General features: G+C 69.2%; 15 protein-coding genes and 1 pseudogene. 8 read left to right on the forward strand and 8 right to left on the reverse strand.

Going from position 1 to position 20775, the window contains the following annotated elements; genetic code table 11:
* Nucleotides 1-327 precede the first annotated feature (327 nt).
* Genes HWX39_RS18020 through HWX39_RS18030 form a run of 3 tightly spaced genes read left to right on the forward strand, consistent with a single transcriptional unit; the run spans nucleotide 328 to nucleotide 3527 of the window.
* Nucleotides 328-1065, forward strand: coding sequence for a YoaK family protein (locus HWX39_RS18020; RefSeq protein ID WP_175969335.1), 738 nt, complete (start codon nucleotides 328-330; stop codon nucleotides 1063-1065).
* 48 nt (nucleotides 1066-1113) lie between these two features.
* Nucleotides 1114-2055: a glyoxalase gene (locus tag HWX39_RS18025; RefSeq protein WP_175969336.1), complete on the forward strand. Its 942-nt coding sequence runs from the start codon at nucleotides 1114-1116 to the stop codon at nucleotides 2053-2055.
* Nucleotides 2056-2069: 14 nt separating this feature from the next.
* On the forward strand, nucleotides 2070-3527 hold the full coding sequence (locus HWX39_RS18030; RefSeq protein WP_175969337.1) for an alginate export family protein: 1458 nt from the start codon (nucleotides 2070-2072) through the stop codon (nucleotides 3525-3527).
* A gap of 18 nt (nucleotides 3528-3545) precedes the next feature.
* Here HWX39_RS18030 and HWX39_RS18035 read toward each other — a convergent pair whose 3' ends face one another.
* Nucleotides 3546-4451, reverse strand: coding sequence for a LysR family transcriptional regulator (locus HWX39_RS18035; RefSeq protein ID WP_175969338.1), 906 nt, complete (start codon nucleotides 4449-4451; stop codon nucleotides 3546-3548).
* Between the two features lie 141 nt (nucleotides 4452-4592).
* On the opposite strand from HWX39_RS18035, the gene HWX39_RS18040 reads away from it, so the two are divergent.
* Nucleotides 4593-5243, forward strand: coding sequence for a DsbA family oxidoreductase (locus tag HWX39_RS18040; RefSeq protein WP_175969339.1), 651 nt, complete (start codon nucleotides 4593-4595; stop codon nucleotides 5241-5243).
* 80 nt (nucleotides 5244-5323) lie between these two features.
* Nucleotides 5324-5428 (forward strand): annotated as a pseudogene (locus HWX39_RS36320) (MBL fold metallo-hydrolase); the annotation flags it as partial.
* 28 nt (nucleotides 5429-5456) lie between these two features.
* Here HWX39_RS36320 and HWX39_RS18045 read toward each other — a convergent pair.
* Nucleotides 5457-6365 (reverse strand): AraC family transcriptional regulator, encoded by a 909-nt coding sequence (locus HWX39_RS18045; protein WP_175969340.1) that lies wholly within the window; start codon nucleotides 6363-6365, stop codon nucleotides 5457-5459.
* A gap of 399 nt (nucleotides 6366-6764) precedes the next feature.
* Here HWX39_RS18045 and HWX39_RS18050 point away from each other — a divergent pair, with 399 nt between their 5' ends.
* The 3 genes from HWX39_RS18050 to HWX39_RS18060 all read left to right on the forward strand — a co-directional run bounded on the left by HWX39_RS18050 (nucleotide 6765) and on the right by HWX39_RS18060 (nucleotide 12472).
* A complete protein-coding gene (locus tag HWX39_RS18050) occupies nucleotides 6765-9650 on the forward strand; it encodes a winged helix-turn-helix domain-containing protein (RefSeq protein WP_175969341.1) in 2886 nt (961 codons plus the stop codon).
* Between the two features lie 164 nt (nucleotides 9651-9814).
* Nucleotides 9815-11704: an amidohydrolase gene (locus HWX39_RS18055; RefSeq protein ID WP_244135047.1), complete on the forward strand. Its 1890-nt coding sequence runs from the start codon at nucleotides 9815-9817 to the stop codon at nucleotides 11702-11704.
* 96 nt (nucleotides 11705-11800) lie between these two features.
* Nucleotides 11801-12472: a phosphohydrolase gene (locus tag HWX39_RS18060; protein ID WP_175969342.1), complete on the forward strand. Its 672-nt coding sequence runs from the start codon at nucleotides 11801-11803 to the stop codon at nucleotides 12470-12472.
* Between the two features lie 86 nt (nucleotides 12473-12558).
* Here the strand turns inward: HWX39_RS18060 and HWX39_RS18065 are convergent, their stop codons facing one another.
* The 6 genes from HWX39_RS18065 to HWX39_RS18090 form a co-directional block, all read right to left on the reverse strand.
* Nucleotides 12559-13671 (reverse strand): alkene reductase, encoded by a 1113-nt coding sequence (locus HWX39_RS18065; RefSeq protein WP_175969343.1) that lies wholly within the window; start codon nucleotides 13669-13671, stop codon nucleotides 12559-12561.
* 153 nt (nucleotides 13672-13824) lie between these two features.
* On the reverse strand, nucleotides 13825-15042 hold the full coding sequence (locus HWX39_RS18070) for an MFS transporter (RefSeq protein WP_175969344.1): 1218 nt from the start codon (nucleotides 15040-15042) through the stop codon (nucleotides 13825-13827).
* Nucleotides 15043-15510: 468 nt separating this feature from the next.
* On the reverse strand, nucleotides 15511-16428 hold the full coding sequence (locus HWX39_RS18075) for a LysR family transcriptional regulator (RefSeq protein ID WP_175969345.1): 918 nt from the start codon (nucleotides 16426-16428) through the stop codon (nucleotides 15511-15513).
* A 76-nt stretch (nucleotides 16429-16504) separates the two neighbouring features.
* The gene (locus HWX39_RS18080; RefSeq protein WP_175969346.1) at nucleotides 16505-18766 is read right to left on the reverse strand and encodes a molybdopterin cofactor-binding domain-containing protein; all 2262 of its coding nucleotides are present in this window, start codon (nucleotides 18764-18766) and stop codon (nucleotides 16505-16507) included.
* Complete coding sequence (locus HWX39_RS18085) at nucleotides 18766-19266, reverse strand: (2Fe-2S)-binding protein (protein ID WP_175969347.1); 501 nt, start codon at nucleotides 19264-19266, stop codon at nucleotides 18766-18768. The genes HWX39_RS18080 and HWX39_RS18085 overlap by 1 nt, the downstream gene beginning before the upstream one ends.
* Nucleotides 19263-20543, reverse strand: a complete 1281-nt coding sequence (locus HWX39_RS18090; protein WP_175969348.1) for a c-type cytochrome — start codon at nucleotides 20541-20543, stop codon at nucleotides 19263-19265. Before HWX39_RS18090 ends, HWX39_RS18085 begins: the two co-directional genes overlap by 4 nt.
* Nucleotides 20544-20775 lie beyond the last annotated feature (232 nt).

Here is a 20775-nt window from a genome sequence, read left to right on the forward strand (position 1 = left end):
CGAAAAATAACACGGCTGGGGCGTCGAATCCGGCGGAGGCGCGGCTTGTGTCGCGGAGCGGGGCACGTTGCGGGGGCGTCCCGCGACGAAGCGGGACGGCAGCGCCGTCCGGCGCTCGGGCGGCGAATTCAGAAAAATTCAGGCTGTCCGCCCATGACTTTAAGACGCGCCTTAACTAGTCTAGCTCCCGAACCGCCGCATGGGCCGGACGCCAGTCGGCGATCCGGGCCGGCCGGCGAAACCGGAGTGGAGCATGCGTTATCTCATCTCGCCGCGCGCAGGCACGACGTGCGCCGGCGCCGCCGACACCTTCCAGGAAGCCGCGTCATGCCGCCGCAGCCAGTAACCGCGGGCACCGCCGCGGCGCCCGATCGCGTGCGCGGCGAGGACGTGTTTCTCGCGTCGATCGCGGGTTATGTCGACACGCTCGGCTTCGTCGCGCTGTTCGGCCTGTTCACCGCGCACGTCACCGGCAACTTCATCCTGATCGGCTCGGGGCTGGCCGGCGTCGGCCAAGGGCTCGCGATCAAGTGGCTCGCGTTTCCGGCCTTCATCGCCGGCATCGTCGGCGCGCGCGTGCTCGACCACCGGATGCGGTCGCTGGGCCACGGCGTGCGCGCGCGTTCGCTGTATGCGCTGCAGGCCGTGCTGCTGGCCGGGTTCATGCTGGCCGGCGTGATGGCCTCGCCGATCGCCGACGCCGATGCGCCGAAAACGATTTTGTGCGGCCTGCTCGGCGCCGCGGCGATGGGCGTGCAGAACGCGCACGGCCGGCTGACGGCCCGCTCGGTCGTCGCCAATACGGTGATGACGGGCAATGTCACGCAGGCGGTGATCGATGCGTTCGACTGGCTCGTGCCGATCGCCGCGCCGGCCGAACGGGCCGCCGCGCGCGCGCGGCTGCGGCGCACGCTGCCGCCCGTCGCCGGCTTCGCGCTCGGGGCGGGCGCGGGGGCGACGGCCTATCTGTATGCCGCCTTCTGGGCGCTGGCGTTGCCGCTCGCGGCGCTGTGCTTCCTCGCTTATCAATCCGGCCGGCCCGACGAGGGGCCGGCGCCACGCTGAATGCGCGCGCGCCATACGGCCGCGCTTGCCCCTTTCCAGGAGAATTCGATGATTGCACTGAAGTTGCGACAAGTATTGCGGATGACGGCCGCGTCGACGGCCGTGCTCGGCGCATTGCTGGCGACCGCGCCGGCCCAGGCCGACGAAACGCGCCTGCTGGAGACCTCGTCCGCGAAGGTGCCGGCCGTCTCCGTCGGCCCGCAGTACGACACGACGCACGTGTGCGTCGCGCCGGAAGATTTCGACCGCTTCACCGACAGCTTCGTCGCGACGTTCGGCGGCAAGAAGTCGCAGCAGGGCGTGTTCCAGGTCACGCCGACGCCGAGCCAGACGATGTCGCAGCTCGTGTTCACGCCGGCCGGCACGATCTCGGTGTTCGGCTTCAAGACGCCGATCCCGTATCCGTTCTGCGCGGAGCGCACCGGCTATCTCGTCACTGACATGGACGTCGCGATGAAGTCGGCGCGCGCGCACGGCGCGGACGTGGTCGTCGACACGTTCCCCGACCCGATCGGCCGCGACGCGATCATCCGCTGGCCGGGCGGCGTGAACATGCAGCTGTACTGGCACACCCAGGCGCCGAAATACGACCCGCTGCAGACGGTGCCGGAAAACCGCGTGTACGTGTCGCCGGAAAGCGCGAGCAAGCTGGTGCACGACTTCGTCGCGTTCTCGCGCGGCAAGGTCGTGTCCGACGTGCGCAAGGCGCCGGGCGTCGAGATCGGCCGGCCGAACGATACATATCGCCGCATCCGCATCGAGTCGGGCTTCGGCAAGATGACCGTGCTGGCCACGGACGGCCATCTGCCTTATCCGTTCGGCCGCGAGATGACCGGCTACGAAGTGCCGGACCTGGCCGCCACGCTGGAGAAGGCCAAGGCGGCCGGCGTGACCGTGCTGGTGCCGACGTTCACGTCGGACGGGCGCGATGCCGCGCTCGTGCAGTTCCCGGGCGGCTACGTCGCCGAGATCCACGCGCGGTCGAAATAATGGATCGTCGGCCGATGCGACGGGCGTGGCGGCGCGTGCTGCCGGCTGCCGTGCTGGCGGGCGGCGTCGCGACGTGCGCCGGTACGGCGGCCGGTGCCGAGGAAGCCGCGGCGGCCGCTGCCGCGGCGCCGGTCTCGACCGCCGGCACGACGTGCACCGCCAAGCGTCCCACGGTGCTGTTCAACCGCTGGCAGGAAGACTGGTCGGTGCTCGCGAATCCGTGCGTGCCGCGCGCGCCGCTCGATTCGCTCAAGTACATCCCGCTGGGCGGCGACCCGTCGACCTACCTGTCGCTCGGCGCGAACCTGCGCGAGCGCTTCGAGCTGAACAACGCGCCGCTGTTCGGGCTCGGCGCCGCGCATGACGACAATTACGTGATCCAGCGCGCGACGGTGCATGCGGACCTGCGCTATGCCGGGCACTTCCAGGCGTTCGTCCAGTTCGTCGATGCCCGGCCGTTCGGCAAGGATACGGTGGGGTCCGTCGACAAGGATCAGCTCGATATCGAGCAGGCGTTCGTCGCGTATGTCGACCAGGTCGGCGGCGGCACGTTCAAGACCCGCATCGGCCGGCAGGAGATGGCCTTCGACTTGCAGCGTTTCGTGTCGGTGCGCGACGGCCCGAACGTGCGCCAGGCGTTCGACGCGCTGTGGGCGGATTACGAAATCGGCAAATGGCGGCTGATCGGTTATGTGACGCGCCCGGTGCAGTACCGCAACGACGCGGTGTTCGACGACGTGTCGAATCGGCACCTGAGATTCGACGGCGTGCGTATCGAGCGCAACGGCACGGGCCCCGGCGACCTGTCGGGCTACTGGTCGCGCTACACGCGCGACAACGCGCGCTATCTCGCCGGGGCAGGGACCGAGCGGCGCGACGTATTCGACATGCGCTACGCGGGCAAATCCGGCCGGCTCGACTGGGACGTCGAGGCGATGCTGCAGACCGGGCACATCGGGCAGGACACGATCGGTGCATGGGCGTTCGGCGCGCTGGGCGGCTACACGTTCACGAAGACGCCGGGCACGCCGCGCATCGGCATCCAGGTCGACGGCGCGTCGGGCGACAAGCACCCCGGCGACGGGCGCATGGGCACCTTCAACCCGCTGTTCCCGAACGGCTATTACTTCACGCTCGCCGGCTACACCGGCTACAGCAACCTGATTCACGTGAAGCCGTCGCTGACGTTCAAGCCCGCCAGCAACGTGACGGTGCTGACCGCGGTCGGTTTCCAGTGGCGCGAGACGACGGCCGACGCAATCTACGGGCAAGGGATGCAGGCGGTGCCGGGCACGGCCGGCAAGGGCGGTTCGTGGACGGGCATGTATGCGCAGGCCCGCGTGGACTGGCTCGTCAGTGCGAACGTGGCGCTGGCCGTCGAGGCCGTGCACTTCCAGGTCGCAGACTCGATTCGCGCGCTCGGTGCACGCAATGCCGACTATGTCGGCATGGAAGCGAAGTTCGGCTGGTAATGCGGCGCGGCGCGCGGCTCAGTGCTGCGCGCCTGCCAGTGCCTCGACGAAATCGATGAACGCCGTGACGCGCTTCGAGCCGCGCTGATTCGGCAGGTAGAGCGCAGTGACGACCGAGCGGGCCGCATCGGGCGTGACGTCGTACTGTTCGAAGAGCCTGCGCAAGCGGCCCGACTGGACGTCGGCATCGACCAGCCAGTCGGGCAGCAGCGCGATGCCGGCGCCGTCGAGTGCGGCATCGCGCAGCACTTCGCTGTGATTCGACTTCAGGCACCCGGCGACGAGCACTTTCGTCGTGCCGTGCGCATCGGCAAACGCCCAGGCCCGCTGGTCGCCGCCGAAGTGAAAGCGCAGGCAAGCATGGTCGACCAGCTCGCCTGGGGTCGATGGCGTGCCGTGCGCATCGAGGTAGTCGTGGCTCGCGACGACATAACGATGGAACGTGCCGAGCTGCCGCGCGACGACTTCCGCGGACGGCGCCGCTTCGCCGAGCCGGATCGCGACGTCGATCCGGCCGGCGACGAGATCGACGCGTTCGTCGGTGAGTTGCAGGTCGAGGTCGAGCTTCGGATAGCGCGCGAGGAAGGCCGCGACGTGCGGCGCGATGCGGCGCACGCCGTACGCGACCGGCACCGACACGCGCAGCGGCCCGGACGGCTCGTCGCCGCGATCGGCGACCAGTGCGTCGGCTTCCGCGAGTTCCTCGAGCAGCCGCTTCGCGCGTGCGTAGTACACGGAGCCGGCATCGGACAGCGTGACCTGTCGCGTCGTGCGGTTCAGCAGCACGGTGCCGAGCGACGCTTCGAGCGCATCCACCGCGCGCACCACCGACGACGCCGCGAGTTCGAGACGCCGTCCCGCGCTCGAGAAGCCGCCGGCTTCCGCTACTTCCACGAACGCGCGCAGCGCGGAGAATTTGTCCATGTGGTTGCCTTTGTCGCTTCGTGACTTCGTGCCTTTGTGCCTTTGTGCGTACCGCAACGATGCGTTGCGTGCCGTTCGCATTCCATCGCCGGCCCGCACGCGCTATCTTCAGGACTGGCAATGTACAGGAAGGAGCGTGCGATGAAACCCCTCGAAGTCACGGTGACCTACGATCTGATCTGCCCGTGGTGCTGGATCGCGGAGCACAGGCTCGCGGAAGCAATCGACGAAGCGGGCGTGGCCGGCAACGTGAGCGTCCGGTTCGTGCCGTTCGAACTGAACCCGACGATGCCGGCCGGCGGCATCGACCGCAAGGCGTACCGGAGCGCGAAGTTCGGCAGTTGGGCGCGCTCGCAGGCACTCGACGCGCATGTCGCCGAAGCCGGCCGCGCGGCGGGCCTCGTGTTCGATCATGCGCGGATCGCACGCACGCCGAACACGCGGCTTGCACACCGGCTCGTCTGGTTCGCGCAGCAACGCGGCAGCGCGGTCGCGCTCGTCGATGCGTTGTTTGCCGCGTATTTCCGCGACGGTCGCGATATCGGCGACGCGGACGTGCTGGTCGAGATAGCGGCGGGCGCCGGTTTGCCGGGCGACGCGGTGCGTGCGTTCCTCGCGTCCGGCGAAGGGCTCGACGCGGTGGTGGCGCTCGAAGCGGAGGCGGTGAGTGAAGGCATCGCTTCGGTGCCGTCGACGCGCATCGGTCGGTCGGTCGTCAGCGGCGCGCAGCCGGCTGCCGTCTTTCGCGATGCGTTGATCGACGCGCAGCGCGTGCTCGGCGAGATCGCCTGAATCCGGGCCGGCGCCGCCGAGGCACGGCTGGCAGAACGATTCATGTCCCGCTCGGGATGATGGCGAACCCGGCCGGCAAGCTCGGTGCCGCTCCCATCGCGTTCCCCGGGCTCGGGCGTTTGTGCAGGGACACGGAGGCCTACGACCGGGTGCCGGACAACTACGACACGACACCGTTTCGATGACGGGCAGGGCGCGCGCGTGGCGGTGGCGTCAGCGCGACCGTTCGCGCCGCCATGCGCCCGGCGGATGGCCGACGATGCGCGCGAACACGCGGTTCAGGTGGCTCTGGTCCGCGAAGCCGCAGGCGGCTGCGATCTCCGCGAGCGTCATGTCGGTCGTCTCGATCAGTTGCCGGGCGCGGATCACGCGCTGTTCGAGCAGCCATTGATGCGGCGTGCGCCCGGTCGTCCGCGAGAACGCACGGATGAAATAGCCGCGCGACAGATCGCATTCGCTCGCGACCTCCTCGATCGACACGCCGAGATCCGCCTTTTCCATCAGCAACTCCTTGGCGAGCGCGGCCTTGGCCGGCGACAGCAGGCCCTTGCGCTGCAGGTCGCGCGCGCGCGGATTGCCGTAGCGGCATGCGAGATGCGTGCCGATCGCGAGGCCCATCTGCTCGACGAACAGCGTATTCAGCGCGCCGGGCGCGTCGAGGCTGTCGGCGACGGCGTGTGCGAGATGGCCCAGCACCGCGTCCTGCACGTCGGGCGCGCAGGTCAGGCCGCCGATTTCCGTTCCGTCGTGCTCGCGGCCGAGGCGGTCGAGGTAGCCGTGCGACAGCTCGACGAGCACGAAGTCGAACTTGCCGTACAGGTCGGCACGGAAATTCCGGGAAAAATCGCGAATGTAGATCGAGTTGTGCTGAAACCGCCGCTCGGATTTGCCGGCCCCGCCGTAGATCGTGCGCCGGTGCCCGCTGTTGAGCGATACGCCGATCAGGAAGCCGCGATCGCTGGCCGCCATCTCGATGCGCTCGAATTGCTCGTCGCGCATGCATTTGCGATGGAGCTTCAGGCCGCCGACCGACCTTTCAATATCCTTGGACAGCAGGCTCGACAGACATCCGAGCGTGTCTTTCGGCGGCGCCGCCGGCGGCGCGACGTGGAGATCTGGCATGGCGGAACAATCCTTCGGTTGTGGGGCGGCGCGCGAGCATTTTTACGCGCAGTTTATACGGCGCGCCCGGCAGCCCCAAGATAACTTGAATAAATGTCCACTTGCTGACGAAATGCTTGCCGCGGACCGATCCGAGCCGCGCCAGGCCCGGCCGGCAAGCGAAGGCGCTATTCTGACTGATATCACCCCATTTATATTCGCGCGCCGTGCGTTCGGTGGCGTGCCGCCGCGGCAGGGGCCAGTGCATTTTCCTTCAAGATTTTTATTTATACGGCGTTTACACTCGGCCCACTTTTTTGAGATTAGCCCCCGGCCTGCAGGGCTGGCCGGGGGCGCACTCCCGCCCCGGTGAACTGACGTGTTCACATGGCGGTCATCGTGGGGAACCTGGAGGCGGCTATGATCCAGATCGGGACGTTGTCGGTGGATTTCGAGCAGCGAGACATTCGCTGCCACGGTGCGTCGTTGCGTATTGGCGCACGCGCGCTTGACATACTGGAAGTACTGCATCGCGCCAACGGTTCCGTCGTGTCGAAGGACGACATCATGGATGCCGTCTGGCCGGGCCTGATCGTCGAGGAGAACCGGCTGCAGGTGCATGTCGCGACGTTGCGCAAGGCGCTGGGCGCGAACCGCGACCTGATCAAGACGGTGCCGGGCCGCGGTTACCTGCTGATCGCGAATCCCGCCGCCGTACACGAGGCGGCGCCGCGCACGGCTGCGTTGCCGCACGACGCCGTCGTGGCTGCCCGTCCGGTTCCGCTGGTCGGACGTCAGGCCGAGATCGAGCAGATCGTCGACATGATCGAACGTGCGCCGGTCGTCACGCTGGTCGGTGCGGGCGGCATCGGCAAGACGAGCCTGGCCGAGCGGGTCGCGCACGAACGGCACAGCCGCTCCGGCGAGCGCGTCCTGTTCGTGGCGCTGGCGAGTGCCGCGACGCGCGACGACGTGTTGCTCGCGATCGCCGCGGAACTGGGACTCGAGACGGACGGCCTGCCGGGCATCGACCGGATCGGCGATGCGTTCGCCGCGTCGCCGGGCCTGCTCGTGCTCGACAACGCGGAGCACGTCGTCGATCTGGTTGCCGACCTCGTCGATACGCTGACGTCGCGCGCCGCATCGCAGCGCGTGCTCGTGACGAGTCGCGAACCGCTTCATATCTCGGCCGAAGCCGTGTTTCGCGTGAGCCCGCTGGCGGTGCCGGACGGCGCTGCATCCGTCGACGAGATCGAGCGCTCTTCGGCCGTCGAGCTGTTCCTGGCGCGAATCCGTGCCGCCACGCCCGACTGCGCGGTCGATCCGGCCGGCATCCGGCTGATCGGCGACATCTGCCGTCGCCTCGACGGGCTGCCGCTTGCCATCGAACTGGCTGCCGCGCGCGTCGCGACGCTCGGGCTCGAGATCGTCGCGTCGCGTCTCGACGACAGGCTGAACCTGCTGACGGGCGGGCTGCGCTCGGCGCTGCCGCGCCACCAGACGCTGCGGGCGACGTTCGACTGGAGCTATGTGCTGCTGGATGCGCCCGCGCGGTCGCTGTTTCGTCGGATGGCGTGCTTCATCGGCCCGTTTACGTTCGATGCCGCCCGCGAGGTTGCGATGGAGCCCGGCATGTCGGCCGCCGAAATGATCGCGGTGCTCGGCGAACTGGTCGCGAAGTCGCTGGTGACCGTCGAGTTCGACGGTGCGCAGGCGCGCTACCGGTTGACTGAATCGACGCGCGCGTATGCGCTCGAGAAGCTGCACAACGAGGGTGAATTCGACGCGATCGCCGAGCGTCATGCGCGCTACGAACGCGAGCAGGGGGAAGCGCGGATGCAGGCACAGGCCGCGGACCACGCGAGCCTGCGTCTCGCCGCCGATGCGCCGGCGTCGCGCGAGCCCGTGGCGGCCGAGCCGCAGGCGCTGGAGGCGGACGCGTTGGCGCGCGCGTTGCTGGAGCCGGCGCGGATGCGCGAATGTGCGACACCGGCGCGGCGAGCGCTCGACGCGATCGAGGCCGGGGAGGGCGCGTCCGTCGACGCGGCGCGCGAGATGCGCTTGCGCGCGGCCTATGCGTCGGCGCTGCTGCATACCGATGGCGATACGCATACGGCCGCCGCGATGTGGGACCGGACGCTCGCGCTCGCGGGCCGGATCGGCGACGAGGCATTCGACGCGCGTGCGCTGGTCGGGCTGTGGAACACGATGCTGACGCGCTCCGACATCCACGAATCGTTGCGCTACGCGACGCGCTTCGAGCGCGCCGCCGAGCGGCGGGGCGATCGGTCGCAGCGGCTGCTGGCGAATGCGATGGTCGCGACCTCGCTGCATTACTTCGGCGAGCACGCGCAGGCGCGCGAGCGGCTGGAAGCGGCGACGGCCGAGCTGGCCGAGGCCGGCGATCCGTCGTGCGCGGAGGCGGCGCTGGGGATCGACATCGCGACGCTCGGCCGGACGATGCTGACGCGGCTCGTGTGGATGCAGGGCGATCCGGAATATGCGATGCGACTGGCGGCGCAGGCAGTCGAATGCGCGCGCCGCGCCGGTTCGGGGCTGGCGTTGTGCGTCGTGATCGGTGCCGCGGCCGTACCGATTGCATTGCGCTATGGCGATCACGACGTGATTTCCGACTATCTCGGCACGCTGCGATCGACCGCCGAGGCGAACGGGTTCGATATCTGGCTCAGTCACGCGGAATGTCTGGCCGGGCAGTTCGACATCCAGGCCGGGCACCCCGGTGCCGGTCTCGCGCGGCTCGAGCCCGCGCTGCGGCGCATCGAAACCAGCGGGTTCCGGCGCGTGCTCGCACCGCTGACCGTCGCGTACGCGGAAGGATTGACGCGTACGGGCCGCGCGGCCGAGGCCTGCACGAAGCTCGACGCGACGCTCGCCCGCTGTCGCGCGCACGGCGAGCATTTGTTCGTGCCCGAGCTGTTGCGCGCCCGGGGGCTCGCGATGCTCGAACAGGCCCGCACCGCCGATGCGGACCTCGCGATTGCCTGCGAAGCCGACGGGCACCGTCATCTGCTGATGGGGATCCATACCGCGAACGGGCAAGGGGCAGCCATGTGGGCGCTGCGCGGCACGCTCGATCTCGCCGATCACCTGATCGAGCGTGGGCGTACCGCGCAGGCTGCGTCGCTGCTGGCCAGCCTGCCGGGGCATTTCGATCCGCAATCGCGTGCGTTCGATGTTCGCCGGCTGGCGCGCGTGCAGAACTTCGTTCGCCGGGAGACGACGCCGTCGACGGCCCGTCCGCGCATGCGGCACGAGGCGGCGGATGCGATGCAGCAGGTGGCGTAACGGCGCGCCGGACCCGTGCAAGACGCCGCCGCGCCATCGCGCCGCGGCCTGCCGGTCCGATCGTTCAATGTTCAAGGGGAAGTGGATGGTCCGTGTATCGTCAATCCGGGTGCATGCCGCGTGCGACCGTGTGCCGGCTTTCGGGGCAAGCAGGAGGCCGGACGGTGCTTAAGGCGACGGAACCCGCGGAATCGGCGGACCTCATCGTATACAACGGCAAGATCGCGACGCAGGACGACCGGCAGTCGTTCGTGACCGCGCTCGCGGTGAAGGACGGCCGGATCCTCGCGGCCGGCGGCGAGCCCGACGTGATGCGCCACGCGCGCGCCGACACGCTGCGCATCGACCTGAACGGCCGTACCGTGATCCCGGGGCTGAACGATTCGCACCTGCACGTGATCCGCGGCGGCCTCAATTTCAATCTGGAACTGCGCTGGGACGGCGTGCCGACGCTGGCCGATGCGCTCGCCATGCTGCACCGCCAAGTGCTGCGCACGCCTGCGCGGCAGTGGGTGCGCGTGGTCGGCGGCTGGACCGAATTCCAGTTCGCGGAGAAGCGCGGGCCGACGGTGGCCGAACTCAACGCGATCGCGCCCGACACGCCGGTCTTCATCATGCACCTGGGCGACAGCGCGCTGCTGAACGCGGCCGCGCTGCGCGCGATCGGTTATGGCCGCGACACGTCCGATCCGCCCGGCGGCGAAATCCAGCGGGATCGCCTCGGCAGGCCGACCGGCATGCTGATCGCGCGACCGGACATGGCCGTCCTGCACACCGCGCTCGAGAAGGGCCCGAAGCTCGGTCACGACGACCAGATGAATTCGATGCGGCACTTCATGCGCGAACTGAACCGCCTCGGCGTGACGAGCGCGATCGACGCCGGCGGCGATTTCCAGGCCTTTCCCGACGACTACGGCCCGATCCTGGCGCTCGCCAGGCGCGGCGAACTGACGGTGCGCATCGCATACAGCCTGTTCGTGCAGCATCCCGGACGGGAACTCGACGACTACGCGCGCTGGGTGACGCTGGCCAAGCCCGGCGACGGCGACGCGTTCCTGCGGATGAACGGCGCGGGCGAACTGCTGGTGTACTCCGCGGCCGACTTCGGGAATTTTCTCGAACCGCGCCCCGATCTGCCCGAAGCGCTCGAGGCCGAACTGGCCGCGGTGGTGCGGCTGCTGGTGCGGCACCGCTGGCCGTTCCGGCTGCACGCGACCTACGACGAATCGATCGGCCGCTTCCTGAACGTGCTCGAAGCCGTGAACCGCGACATGCCGTTCGACGGGCTGCGCTGGTTCTTCGACCACTGCGAGACCATTTCGGATGCGAACATCGCGCGCATCGCCGCGCTCGGCGGCGGCGTGACGGTCCAGCACCGGATGGCGTTCCAGGGCGAGTACTTCATTGCGCGCTACGGCGCGGAAGCGGCCACGCGCACGCCGCCGATCCGCGCGATGCTGGCGGCCGGGCTGCCGGTCGGCGCGGGCACCGACGCGACGCGCATCGCGAGCTACAACCCGTTCGTGTCGCTGTACTGGATGGTGTCCGGGCGCACCGTCGGCGGCACGGCGCTCTATCCCGAACGCAACCGGCTCAGCCGGATGGAAGCGCTGCGCCGCTACACGGTCGGCAGTGCATGGTTCTCGAGCGAGGACGACCGCAAGGGCGCGCTGGTGCCCGGCCAGTACGCGGATTTCGCGGTGCTGACGGACGACTACTTCACGGTCGACGAACCACTGATCAAATCCTTGTCGTCGGTGCTGACGGTCGTCGACGGCAAGGTCGTGCATGCGGACGACGAGTTCGCGCCGCTCGCGCCGCCGCCGCTGCCGGTCAGCCCCGCGTGGTCGCCGGTGGCCGAATTCGGCGGCGCCGGCGGAACCGGCCAACGTCGTCCGGCCGCTTCGGCGCAGCCGCGCGCGGCGGCCGGCGACGGCGCGGACGCCGGTTTCGCGCGCGGCCACGGGCGTCGTTTCGCGCAGCGCCTTCATGTGGCCGCGCGGGAGGCTGTCGAGCAGTGCGAAGCATTCGGTCAACCCGGTGTCGCGTTTTAGGATGGCGTCGGTCAACGGGCAGACCGGCCACCCCGGCACGTGTCGCGCGATGAATAGATGATGATTCGCCCCCTGCGCGGGGCAGAAGGAGACGAAATGAGTGCTGCGCACACCTGCGCACGGGCCGATGACGAAGTCGCCGGCGTCCGCATTCCCCGGACGCCGATGGCGATCGAGGCCGCCGAAGCGGCATGCGCGTCGCTACCGCGGGTGATCACCGATCACGCTTGCCGGGTGTTCGTCCTCGCGTCGCTGGCTGCGCGCCGGGCAGGCGAGACACTCGATGCGGATGCGCTGTACGTGGCCGCGATGTACGCGAACATGGGATTGAGCACCGCGTATGGCCGCTCGACCGAGCGCTACGAGCTCGACAGCGCCGATGCCGCGCAGGCGTTCCTGCTGCGCCATCAGACGTCGCAGCGCCTGCGCGACGACGTGTGGCGCGCGATCGCGCTGCATACGACGCCCGGCGTGGCCGCGCGTGTGTCGCCGCTCGCGCGTGCGCTGGCGTCCGCCGTATCGACCGACCTGATGGCAACCGGCTTCGACGCGTATTCGGCCGACGAGCGGCGGGCGCTGCTCGCCGCCTACCCGCGCGGCGACGGGTTCGGCGACGCGTTTCTCGACGCGATCGCACGCGGGGTCGCGCACCGGCCGGCGTCGACGTTCGGCACGTGGAGCGCGGATGTGCTCGAGCGCGCCGATCCGGATTTTCACCGGCCGAATTTCTGCGGACGCGTGCTGGGCGCGCGCTGGAAAGACGCCTGACGGGTTCGTTCCGGACGATCCGGCCGACTTCGCCGGTCGGCGGAGCGGCCCGGCGCTTGTCGCCCCGGGCTGCCGCCGGGGCGGGCTCAGGCGTTCCGGGCCGCCACGTCGTGACGCGCATAGTCGACGTATCCCGCGCGGTCGCCGCCATACCAGCCGGCCGTCTTCGGCGTGGCGAGCGGTGTATTCGCCGCGAGGCGTTCGACGAGATCGGGGTTGGCGATGTACGCGCGCGCGAACGCGACGAGATCGGCGTCGCCCGCATCGATCAGCGCATGCGCGGCATCCGGCGCGATGCCGCCGTTGACGATCAGCGTGCCGCCGAAGTGCTTGCGCGTGTGCTCGACGATGCGCGGCAGGTCGGGCTCGCCGCTCCAGCCGTTGGTATCCGCCGCGTGCAGATAGGCGACGCCGGCTTCGTCGAGCATGCGGCCGACGTAGGCGTACGTCGCATCCGGATCGGCGTCGCGCACGTTGTTGTACTGCGCGTACGGCGAGATGCGCACGCCCACGCGGTCGAGCGGCATCACGCCGCCGACCGCGTCGACGACTTCCTCGAGGAAGCGCGCGCGGTTCGCGACCGAGCCGCCGTAACGGTCGTCGCGGCGGTTCAGCGTCGACGACAGGAACTGGTGCGGCAGGTAGCCGTTGGCTGCATGGATCTCGACGCCGTCGAAGCCGGCCGCCTTCGCGCGGCCGGCCGCCTGGCGGAATTCGCCGACCGTCGCGGCGACTTCGTCCGTCGTCATCGCGCGCGACGGCGTCGCGTGAATCTTCGTGTAATAGCCGTTCTGCAATTGCGCCCACACCTGCAACTGCTCGAGATCGTCGTTGACGCCGGACGGCGACAGCGGCGCGTCGCCGCCGAGCAGCGTCAGCGAGCTCACGCGGCCGCCGTGCCACAGCTGCGCGAAGATGCGGCCGCCGTTCGCATGGACCGCGTCCGTGATCTGCTGCCAGCCGGCCGCTTGCTCGTCGGTGACGAGCCCCGGCGTCAGTTCGAACGACGCGGAGGCCGGGCTGACGTTGGTTGCCTCGGTCACGATCAGGCCGGCGGACGCGCGCTGTGCGTAGTATTCGGCCATGAGTGCGGTCGGCTGGCCGCGCGACGGCGCGCGCGAGCGCGTCATCGGCCCCATCACGACACGGTTGGGAAGCGGCAGGCCGCGCAGATCGTAGTGGCTGAGCAGGGAAGACATGACGGATTCCTTTTGCGTGGAGCAGGGCGGTGCCGCTCATCGTGCGGCGGGCCCTGCGGAAAGTTCGGTTGCGATGCGGGTGACGTGCCGGCAGCGTTCCGGCGCGCGAACGGCCCGGGCGGGAGTCGCGCGTGAACCGGTGCCGGCGCCGGTTCAGGCTTGTGCGTGGCGTTCGGCGTGCGGACGCCCGATCGCGAGGTAGTGCGCCAGCGCAACGATCGGGAACGCGCCGGCGACAGCGGCGACGAGCGGCCAGCCGCCATGCGCGTACAGCGGGCTCGCGAGCGCGGAGCCGAACGCGCCGCCGACGAAGATGCTCGTCATGTACAGCGCGTTCAGGCGGTTGCGGCTCGCCGCATGCAGCGCATAGATCTCGCGCTGGCCGAGCACCATGTTCATCTGCACCGCGAAATCGAGCACGATGCCCGTGATGACGAGCCCATACAGGCCGGCGCCGTGGATCAGCGCAACCGCATACGCCAGCGTGCCGGCGACCAGTGCGATCAGCGTCGCCCGCACGGTATGGCCGGCATCCGCGAGGCGGCCCGCGACCGGCGCCGATGTCGCGCCGATCGCACCGACGAGCGCGAACAGGCCGATGGCCGATTGCGACAGCCCGTAGTGACGCGTCAGCTCGACCGGCACGGCGGTCCAGAACAGGCTGAACGACGCGAACATCAGGCCCTGGTAGAACGCGCGATGGCGCAGCACCGGCATCGTGCGGACCAGATGCAGCAGCGAGCCGATCAGTTCGAAGTAGGTCGCGCGATGATCGGGCTGACGCGACGGGATCGTCAGCGCGAGCACGGCCGTCACGAGCGTCATCAGCACGGCGGCGGCCGCGAACACGACGCGCCAGCCGAACGCGTCGGCCACGACGCTCGACAGCGGGCGCGCGAGCAGGATGCCGAGCAGCAGCCCGCTCATGATCGTGCCGACTACCCGGCCGCGCGAATGATCCGGCGCGAGGTGCGCGGCGAGCGGCACCAGGATCTGGACGGCGACCGAGCTGAAACCGACCAGCAGCGAGATCGCGAGGAACAGCCCGGGCGTCTGGACGACCGCGGCCGCCGCGAGGCTCGCGATCGACACGACGGCCGTGACGATCATCAGCTTGCGGTTCTCGAGCAGGTCGCCGAGCGGCACGATGAAGAACAGGCCGAGCGCATAGCCGATCTGCGTCAGCGACACGATGAGGCTCGCGGTCTCGCCGGACATGTGCAGGCTCGGCGCGATGAGTTCGGTGATCGGCTGCGCGTAATACAGGTTCGCGACGATCGCGCCGCAACTGAACGCGAACAGCAGGATGAGGCCCTGCGTGAGCTTGACCGCGTGCCCGTGGGCCGCAACCGGGGTGGATTCTGCTGACATCGTCGACTCCTTGAAAAGAGGGGGCGGGTGCCCGTTCATCGAGCGGGCGTTCCGATTGCCGTCGCGGCGAAACGGAAGCCGCCGCATTGCCGTCAAGATTATTGATCGATCGATAACAAGAGAATGGGTCCGGGGCGCAATCGAGCATTGCGTGCCACGCAAAGGGGGCGGACCGTGTGCGGGTTCATGCGTGGGCGCCTGCGCCGGCCGACGCGATGCGGCCGCCGGCGAAGGCGGGACAGAGGACAGCGAAACCGGCCTGGACGGACGGCGCGGCGATCGCGACCTTCATGTTGCGCGTCTCGAAACGGGCCTCCGGCGCGGAGGTCGCGGATCGCGAAGCCCGATGAGCGCAGTCTGGATCGAGCGGACTGAATCGTCCTGAACCGCGTCTTGATTCAGTTGATCCATGCGGTGCGCGCGGCGGCGCGGACGATCGGTTTCAACGGCGGGTTTCGAGCGCCGGTGTCAAGCGCGCTTGCCCTGCAGCGTCGGAATCTGCGCGAACAGCCCCGCGAGCCAGTCGACGAAGACCTTGAGCTTGACGGGCGTATGCCGGTTGGGCGGATACAGGATCGAGATCGGCCGGGGCGGCGTGTTGAAATCGGTCAGCACCTCGCGCAGGCGCCCCGATTGCAGATACGGCTCGACCAGGTACAGCGAGGTCTTGATCAGGCCGATGCCCGCGACGCCGGCCGCGATGTAGGTGTCGGCGTCGTTGACCGCGACCGTGCCGCACATCTGGATGATCCGCGTTTCGCCGTCGACGACGTAGTCCCAGGACCGCGGGCGGCCCGTATCGGCCGAGATATGGCTGACTGCGATGTGCTGCGCGAGATCGTCCACCGTCTCGGGTGCGCCGCATCGTTCGAGATACGCGGGGGCCGCGCACGTGCAGGTGGTGAGGCTGCCGATCCGTTTCGCGACCAGCCCCGAATCGTCGAGTGAGCCGATCCGCACGACGCAATCGACACCCTCGCCGACGAGGTCGATCTGGCGATCGGTCACGCCGAGTTCGATCGAGATGCCCGGATGGGCGGCGAGAAACTCGGGCAGGGCGGGCACCATGATCTGCTTGGCCATGGCCGGCGGCAGGTTCACTTTCAGCCGGCCGCGCGGCACGTTGCGCGCCTGCGAGACGGCCGCTTCCATGTCGTCGATTTCGCGCAGCACGCCGACGCAGCGTTCGTAATAGGCCTGTCCGTCCTCGGTCAGCGAGATCCGGCGCGTCGTGCGGTTCAGCAGCCGGCAGCCGAGATGCTGTTCGAGCGTGCTCAGCAGCGCGGACACGCGCGGCGTCGTGAGTCCGGTCGTGTCCGACGCGCGCGTGAAGCTGCCCGTCTCGACGATGCGCGTAAACACGCGCATCGAAAGCAAGGTATCCATCGTTCAGAAATCTCCAACCTGTTTGTTGTCCGCGCCGGTTCGTGCCGGCGCGATTTGTCGTGGTCGTGCGATGCCGCTATGCGTCGATGCGTTTCCTGAGCCCTTCGCCGGCAAACGGCATTTCGCGCAGGCGCTGGCCGCTCGCGTCGAAGATCGCGTTGGCGAGCGCACCCGCGGTCGGCCCCATCGACGCCTCGGCCGCACCGAGGAACGGTGCGCCCGGGCGATTGATCAGGTGCACCTTGATGCTTTGCGGTGCGGCGCCGAAGCGGAGAATCGGATAGCTGCTCCAGTCGAAGCTGCGCACGCGTTGCGTATCGTATTTCAGTGCCTCGTACAGCGTCCAGCTCGCGGACTGGATGATGCCGCCCTCGATCTGGTTGCGAATGCCGTCGGGCGATACGACCTGGCCGGCGTCGACGGCCGCTTCCGCGCGTTCGAGCGTCACCTGGCCGGTTTCCGGAACGACCGACACCTCGACCGCGATCGCGACGTAGGCCATCAGGTTCTTGTATTTGCCGAAGGCGAAGCCGACGCCGCGGTTGCGTTCGCGCGGCGGCCGGGGCCAGCCGAATTTCGTCGCGGCGAGCTTGATCACCTGGCTCGCGCGGTGATCCTGCATGTGACGCAGCCGGAATTCGACCGGATCGACGCCGGCGGCGTGCGCCAGCTCGTCCATGAAGCTTTCGATCGCCCAGACGTTCGTGTGCGCGCCGAGCGAGCGCATCGCCGACGTCTGCAGCGGCATCGTCGGCGAGAAGTTGTTGACGATGTGCATGTTCGGCAGCGCGTACAGCGGGATCGCGTTGCGATCGCCGCCGCCCTCGGGCTGCAGCATCGGCGTGGACGGCGCGGAGACGAACGGCGGTTCGAGCATCCGCGCGGGCAGCAGCCGGCCGGCATTGACGATGCGCTCGTTGTGCGAGCTGCTCCACAGCGCGTAGTGCCAGTCGACGATGCGGCCGCCCGCGTCGAGCGACGCGCTGAGCTCGGTGACCATCGCCGGCGTGAAGTGGTCCCACGTATGTTCCTGCTCGCGCATCCACTGGACGCGAATCGGCTTGCCGGGCATCGCGGCCGCGATCAGCGCCGCATGCGCGGCCGCATCGTCCGCACCGTTGTGCCCGTAGCAGCCGGAGCCCTCCATGTGAATGCAGCGCACGCTCGCCTTCGGCATCGACAACATCTCGGCGAGTGCGTCGCGCAGCGGGTACACGCCCTGCGAGTGGGTCCACACGGTCAGCGTGCCGTTCTCGAGATGCGCGACCGAGCAGGACGGCCCGATCGAGCCGTGCAGCAGGTAGTTCTTCAGGAACGTGGCGCTCAGCGTTTTCGCTGCCGGCGCGGTTTGCGCATGCGTGTCGGCGATCTCGATGCGCTGCGTCGCGATCCGCTTCAGGTCCTGATGAACCGTCGCGCGATCGGGCAGCGCCCGGCCGGGCGACCAGCGGCAGCCGGCGGACAGCGCGCGCTGCGCGACGACCGCCTGCCATTCGCCCTGCGCGACGACGGCGAGCATGCTGCCGTTGCGCACGATCCGCACGACACCGGGCAGCTTCAGGATCGCGGCTTCGTCGAACGACAGCAGTTGCGCGTCGTACACCGGCGGCATCGCGACGCGCGCATGCAGCATGCCGGGCAGTTCCATGTCCTGCACGTAGCTGACGCCGCCCGTGACCTTGTTCGGGATGTCGACGCGCGGCAGCGACGTGCCGATCACGGCGAACGTGGCCGGACTCTTCAGCGGCGAGGTCGGCGTCGCGTTGCGATGCAGGTCGACGGTGCGCACCGCGTCGCCGTAGCGCATCGTGCGGCCGTCGGGCGCCTTGATGACCGCGTCGGCGACGGTGAGCAGGCGCGCATCGACGCCGAACTGCTTGGCCGCGCCGTCGACCAGCAGCCCGCGCACCTGCGCGGCGGCATTCAGCAACGCGGAGCCGCTGTCCGCCATCGTGTGGCTGCCGGCCGTCAATCCCTCGTCCGGCGACGCGCCGGTGTCGGCGGTCAGGAACGTGATCAGCGAGGGCTTCATGTCCAGCTCCTCGGCGGCCACCTGCAGCAACGCGGTGCGCACGCCGGTGCCGAGCTCGACCTTGCCCGTGAACACGGTGACCTTGCCGTCGGGCGTGATCTTGATCCACGCGTCCAGCAACGGATTGGTCTTCAGGCTGCCGGCCAGCGTTTCGGTGGCCTTGGCCACGTGGACGGCGGCGCCTTCGTCCGCGATCACGACCTCGGCGGCGGCGCGCGCGGCCGGTGCGAGGCTGAACGCGACGAACAGCGCGCCGGAAACCATGAAGTGCCGGCGGCCTTCGTCGATGTCGTCGGGTGGGTTCATCAGAGCCCCTTGCTGATCATGACCGGAGCGGCTGCAGGTTCCGGGTCCGGCAAGCCCGAGACCTGGCGCACGGCCGCCAGGATCCGCATGTGGGTGCCGCAACGGCACAGATTCGGTTCCATGTGCGTGCGCAGCTCGCGTTCGGTGGGTTTCGGGTTGCGTTCGAGCAGCGCCTGCGCGCGCATGATCATGCCGGCGATGCAATAACCGCACTGCGCCGCCTGATGATCGATGAACGCCTGCTGAAGCTTGCCCGGATGCTCGGCGGTGCCGAGGCTTTCGATGGTCCTGACGCGGCGTTCGCCGATCGCGGCCACCGGGATCAGGCACGCGAACATCGGCTTGTCGTCGACGATCACGGTGCACGCGCCGCATTGTCCGAGGCCGCAGCCGAACTTCGCGCCGTGCAGGTGCAGGTCGTTGCGCAGCGCGTAAAGGAGCGGCGTGGACGGATCGATGTCGAGCGTGTGCCGCACGCCATTCACGGTGAGGGTGATCATTGCGCGCTGTCCTCCTTTCTGAGCTTCGCGGCCAGGGTGTCGATGCCGCTCCACGCGGGGCGATCGGAGTACGTTTCGCGGAGGTAGGCGGCGAGGTCCGCGATCTGCGCGTCGTCGTACTGGTCGAGGTAGGACGGCATGTAGTTCAGCGTGTCCTCGCCATGCCAGCCGATCCCGTTGAACATCATCTGGATCGCGTTGCGCGGCGTGTCGGCGGCGATCGCCGTGCCGAACGCGAGCGTCGGCCGCTCGCCGATCGACTGCATCGGCGCTGCCGGCCCGTGGCACTGCGCGCACGACGCCTGGAACAGCACCGCACCGCGCTGGCCGGCAGGCGTCGTCGCGTGGCGTTCGGCGACGGCCGTCGCGGGCCGTGCGGCGGCCGGCTTCTGGATCGCCAGGATGTAGGCCGCGATGGCCTCGACATCCTCGACCGGCACCGTCGCGAGATCGCGCGTGACGGGCAGCATCGGTCCGGCGGCCGCGCCGTGCTCGCTCGCGCGGCCGGTGCGCAGGTACGTGACCAGTTGCGCTGGCGTCCACGGGTGGACCGCGTTGCCGAGCGCATTGAGCGGCGGGGCTTCCCAGCCGTCGACGATGCCGCCGTCGAACGCCTTGCCTGCTTGCTCGCCGCCGATCGCATTCAGCGGCGAATGGCAGGACGCGCAGTGTCCGAGGCCGTCGACCAGCAGCTTGCCGCGATTCCATTGCGCGGATTGCGACGGGTCCGGCTGGTACGCGCCTTCGCGCAGGAACAGCACGTTCCAGAACGCGACGAGCGGCCGGAAGTTGAGCGGGAAGATCAGGTCGTTCGCCGGCGTCTTCGCTTGCACCGGTTCGCGTGTCATCAGGTACGCGTATGCGGCCGCGATGTCCTGGTCGGACATCCGCGTGAAGTGAATGTACGGAAAGGCCGGGTAGAGCGGATGGCCGTCGCGGGCGATGCCGCTGCGCAGCGCACGCGCGAAGGCGGCCTGCGACCAGCGGCCGATGCCGGTGTCGGCATCCGGCGTGATGTTGGTCGCGTAGATCGTGCCGAACGGCGTCGCGAGCGGCAGCCCGCCGGCGAACGGCTTGCCGTCCTTCGCGGTGTGGCAGACGATGCAGTCGCCCAGCGCGACCACGCGTGCGCCGGCCTTGATCAGTTGCGGATCGAACGACGCGCGGGCCGGCGGATCGATCGGCGCGATCGACGGCCGGACCATGATGCCGATCGCGACCGCCAGGCCGATGATCGCGATGCCTGCCGCGCCGAACCAGAGTCGTTTGTGCTTCATGCGCGCTCCACGCGAACCGGTTCGTCCGGCGTCATCGGACAGGCGGGGCAATGGGCGGTGCGTCGGCCGCATGCGTTCGCGTGACGATTGCCCGCGGTTTCGCAGATCCGGTTGCCGAGGCGGGCAGGCCGACGTGTGCGGCCCGGCGTGCACGCGCTCGCGACGGTCGTTCCGGTCGGCGCCGCCGGATGGCGTGGCGGCATCGTCGATCGATGCGGCCATGACAGGCTTG

Source organism: Burkholderia sp. BCC0322, from assembly GCF_902833045.1.
Classification (GTDB): Bacteria; Pseudomonadota; Gammaproteobacteria; order Burkholderiales; family Burkholderiaceae; genus Burkholderia.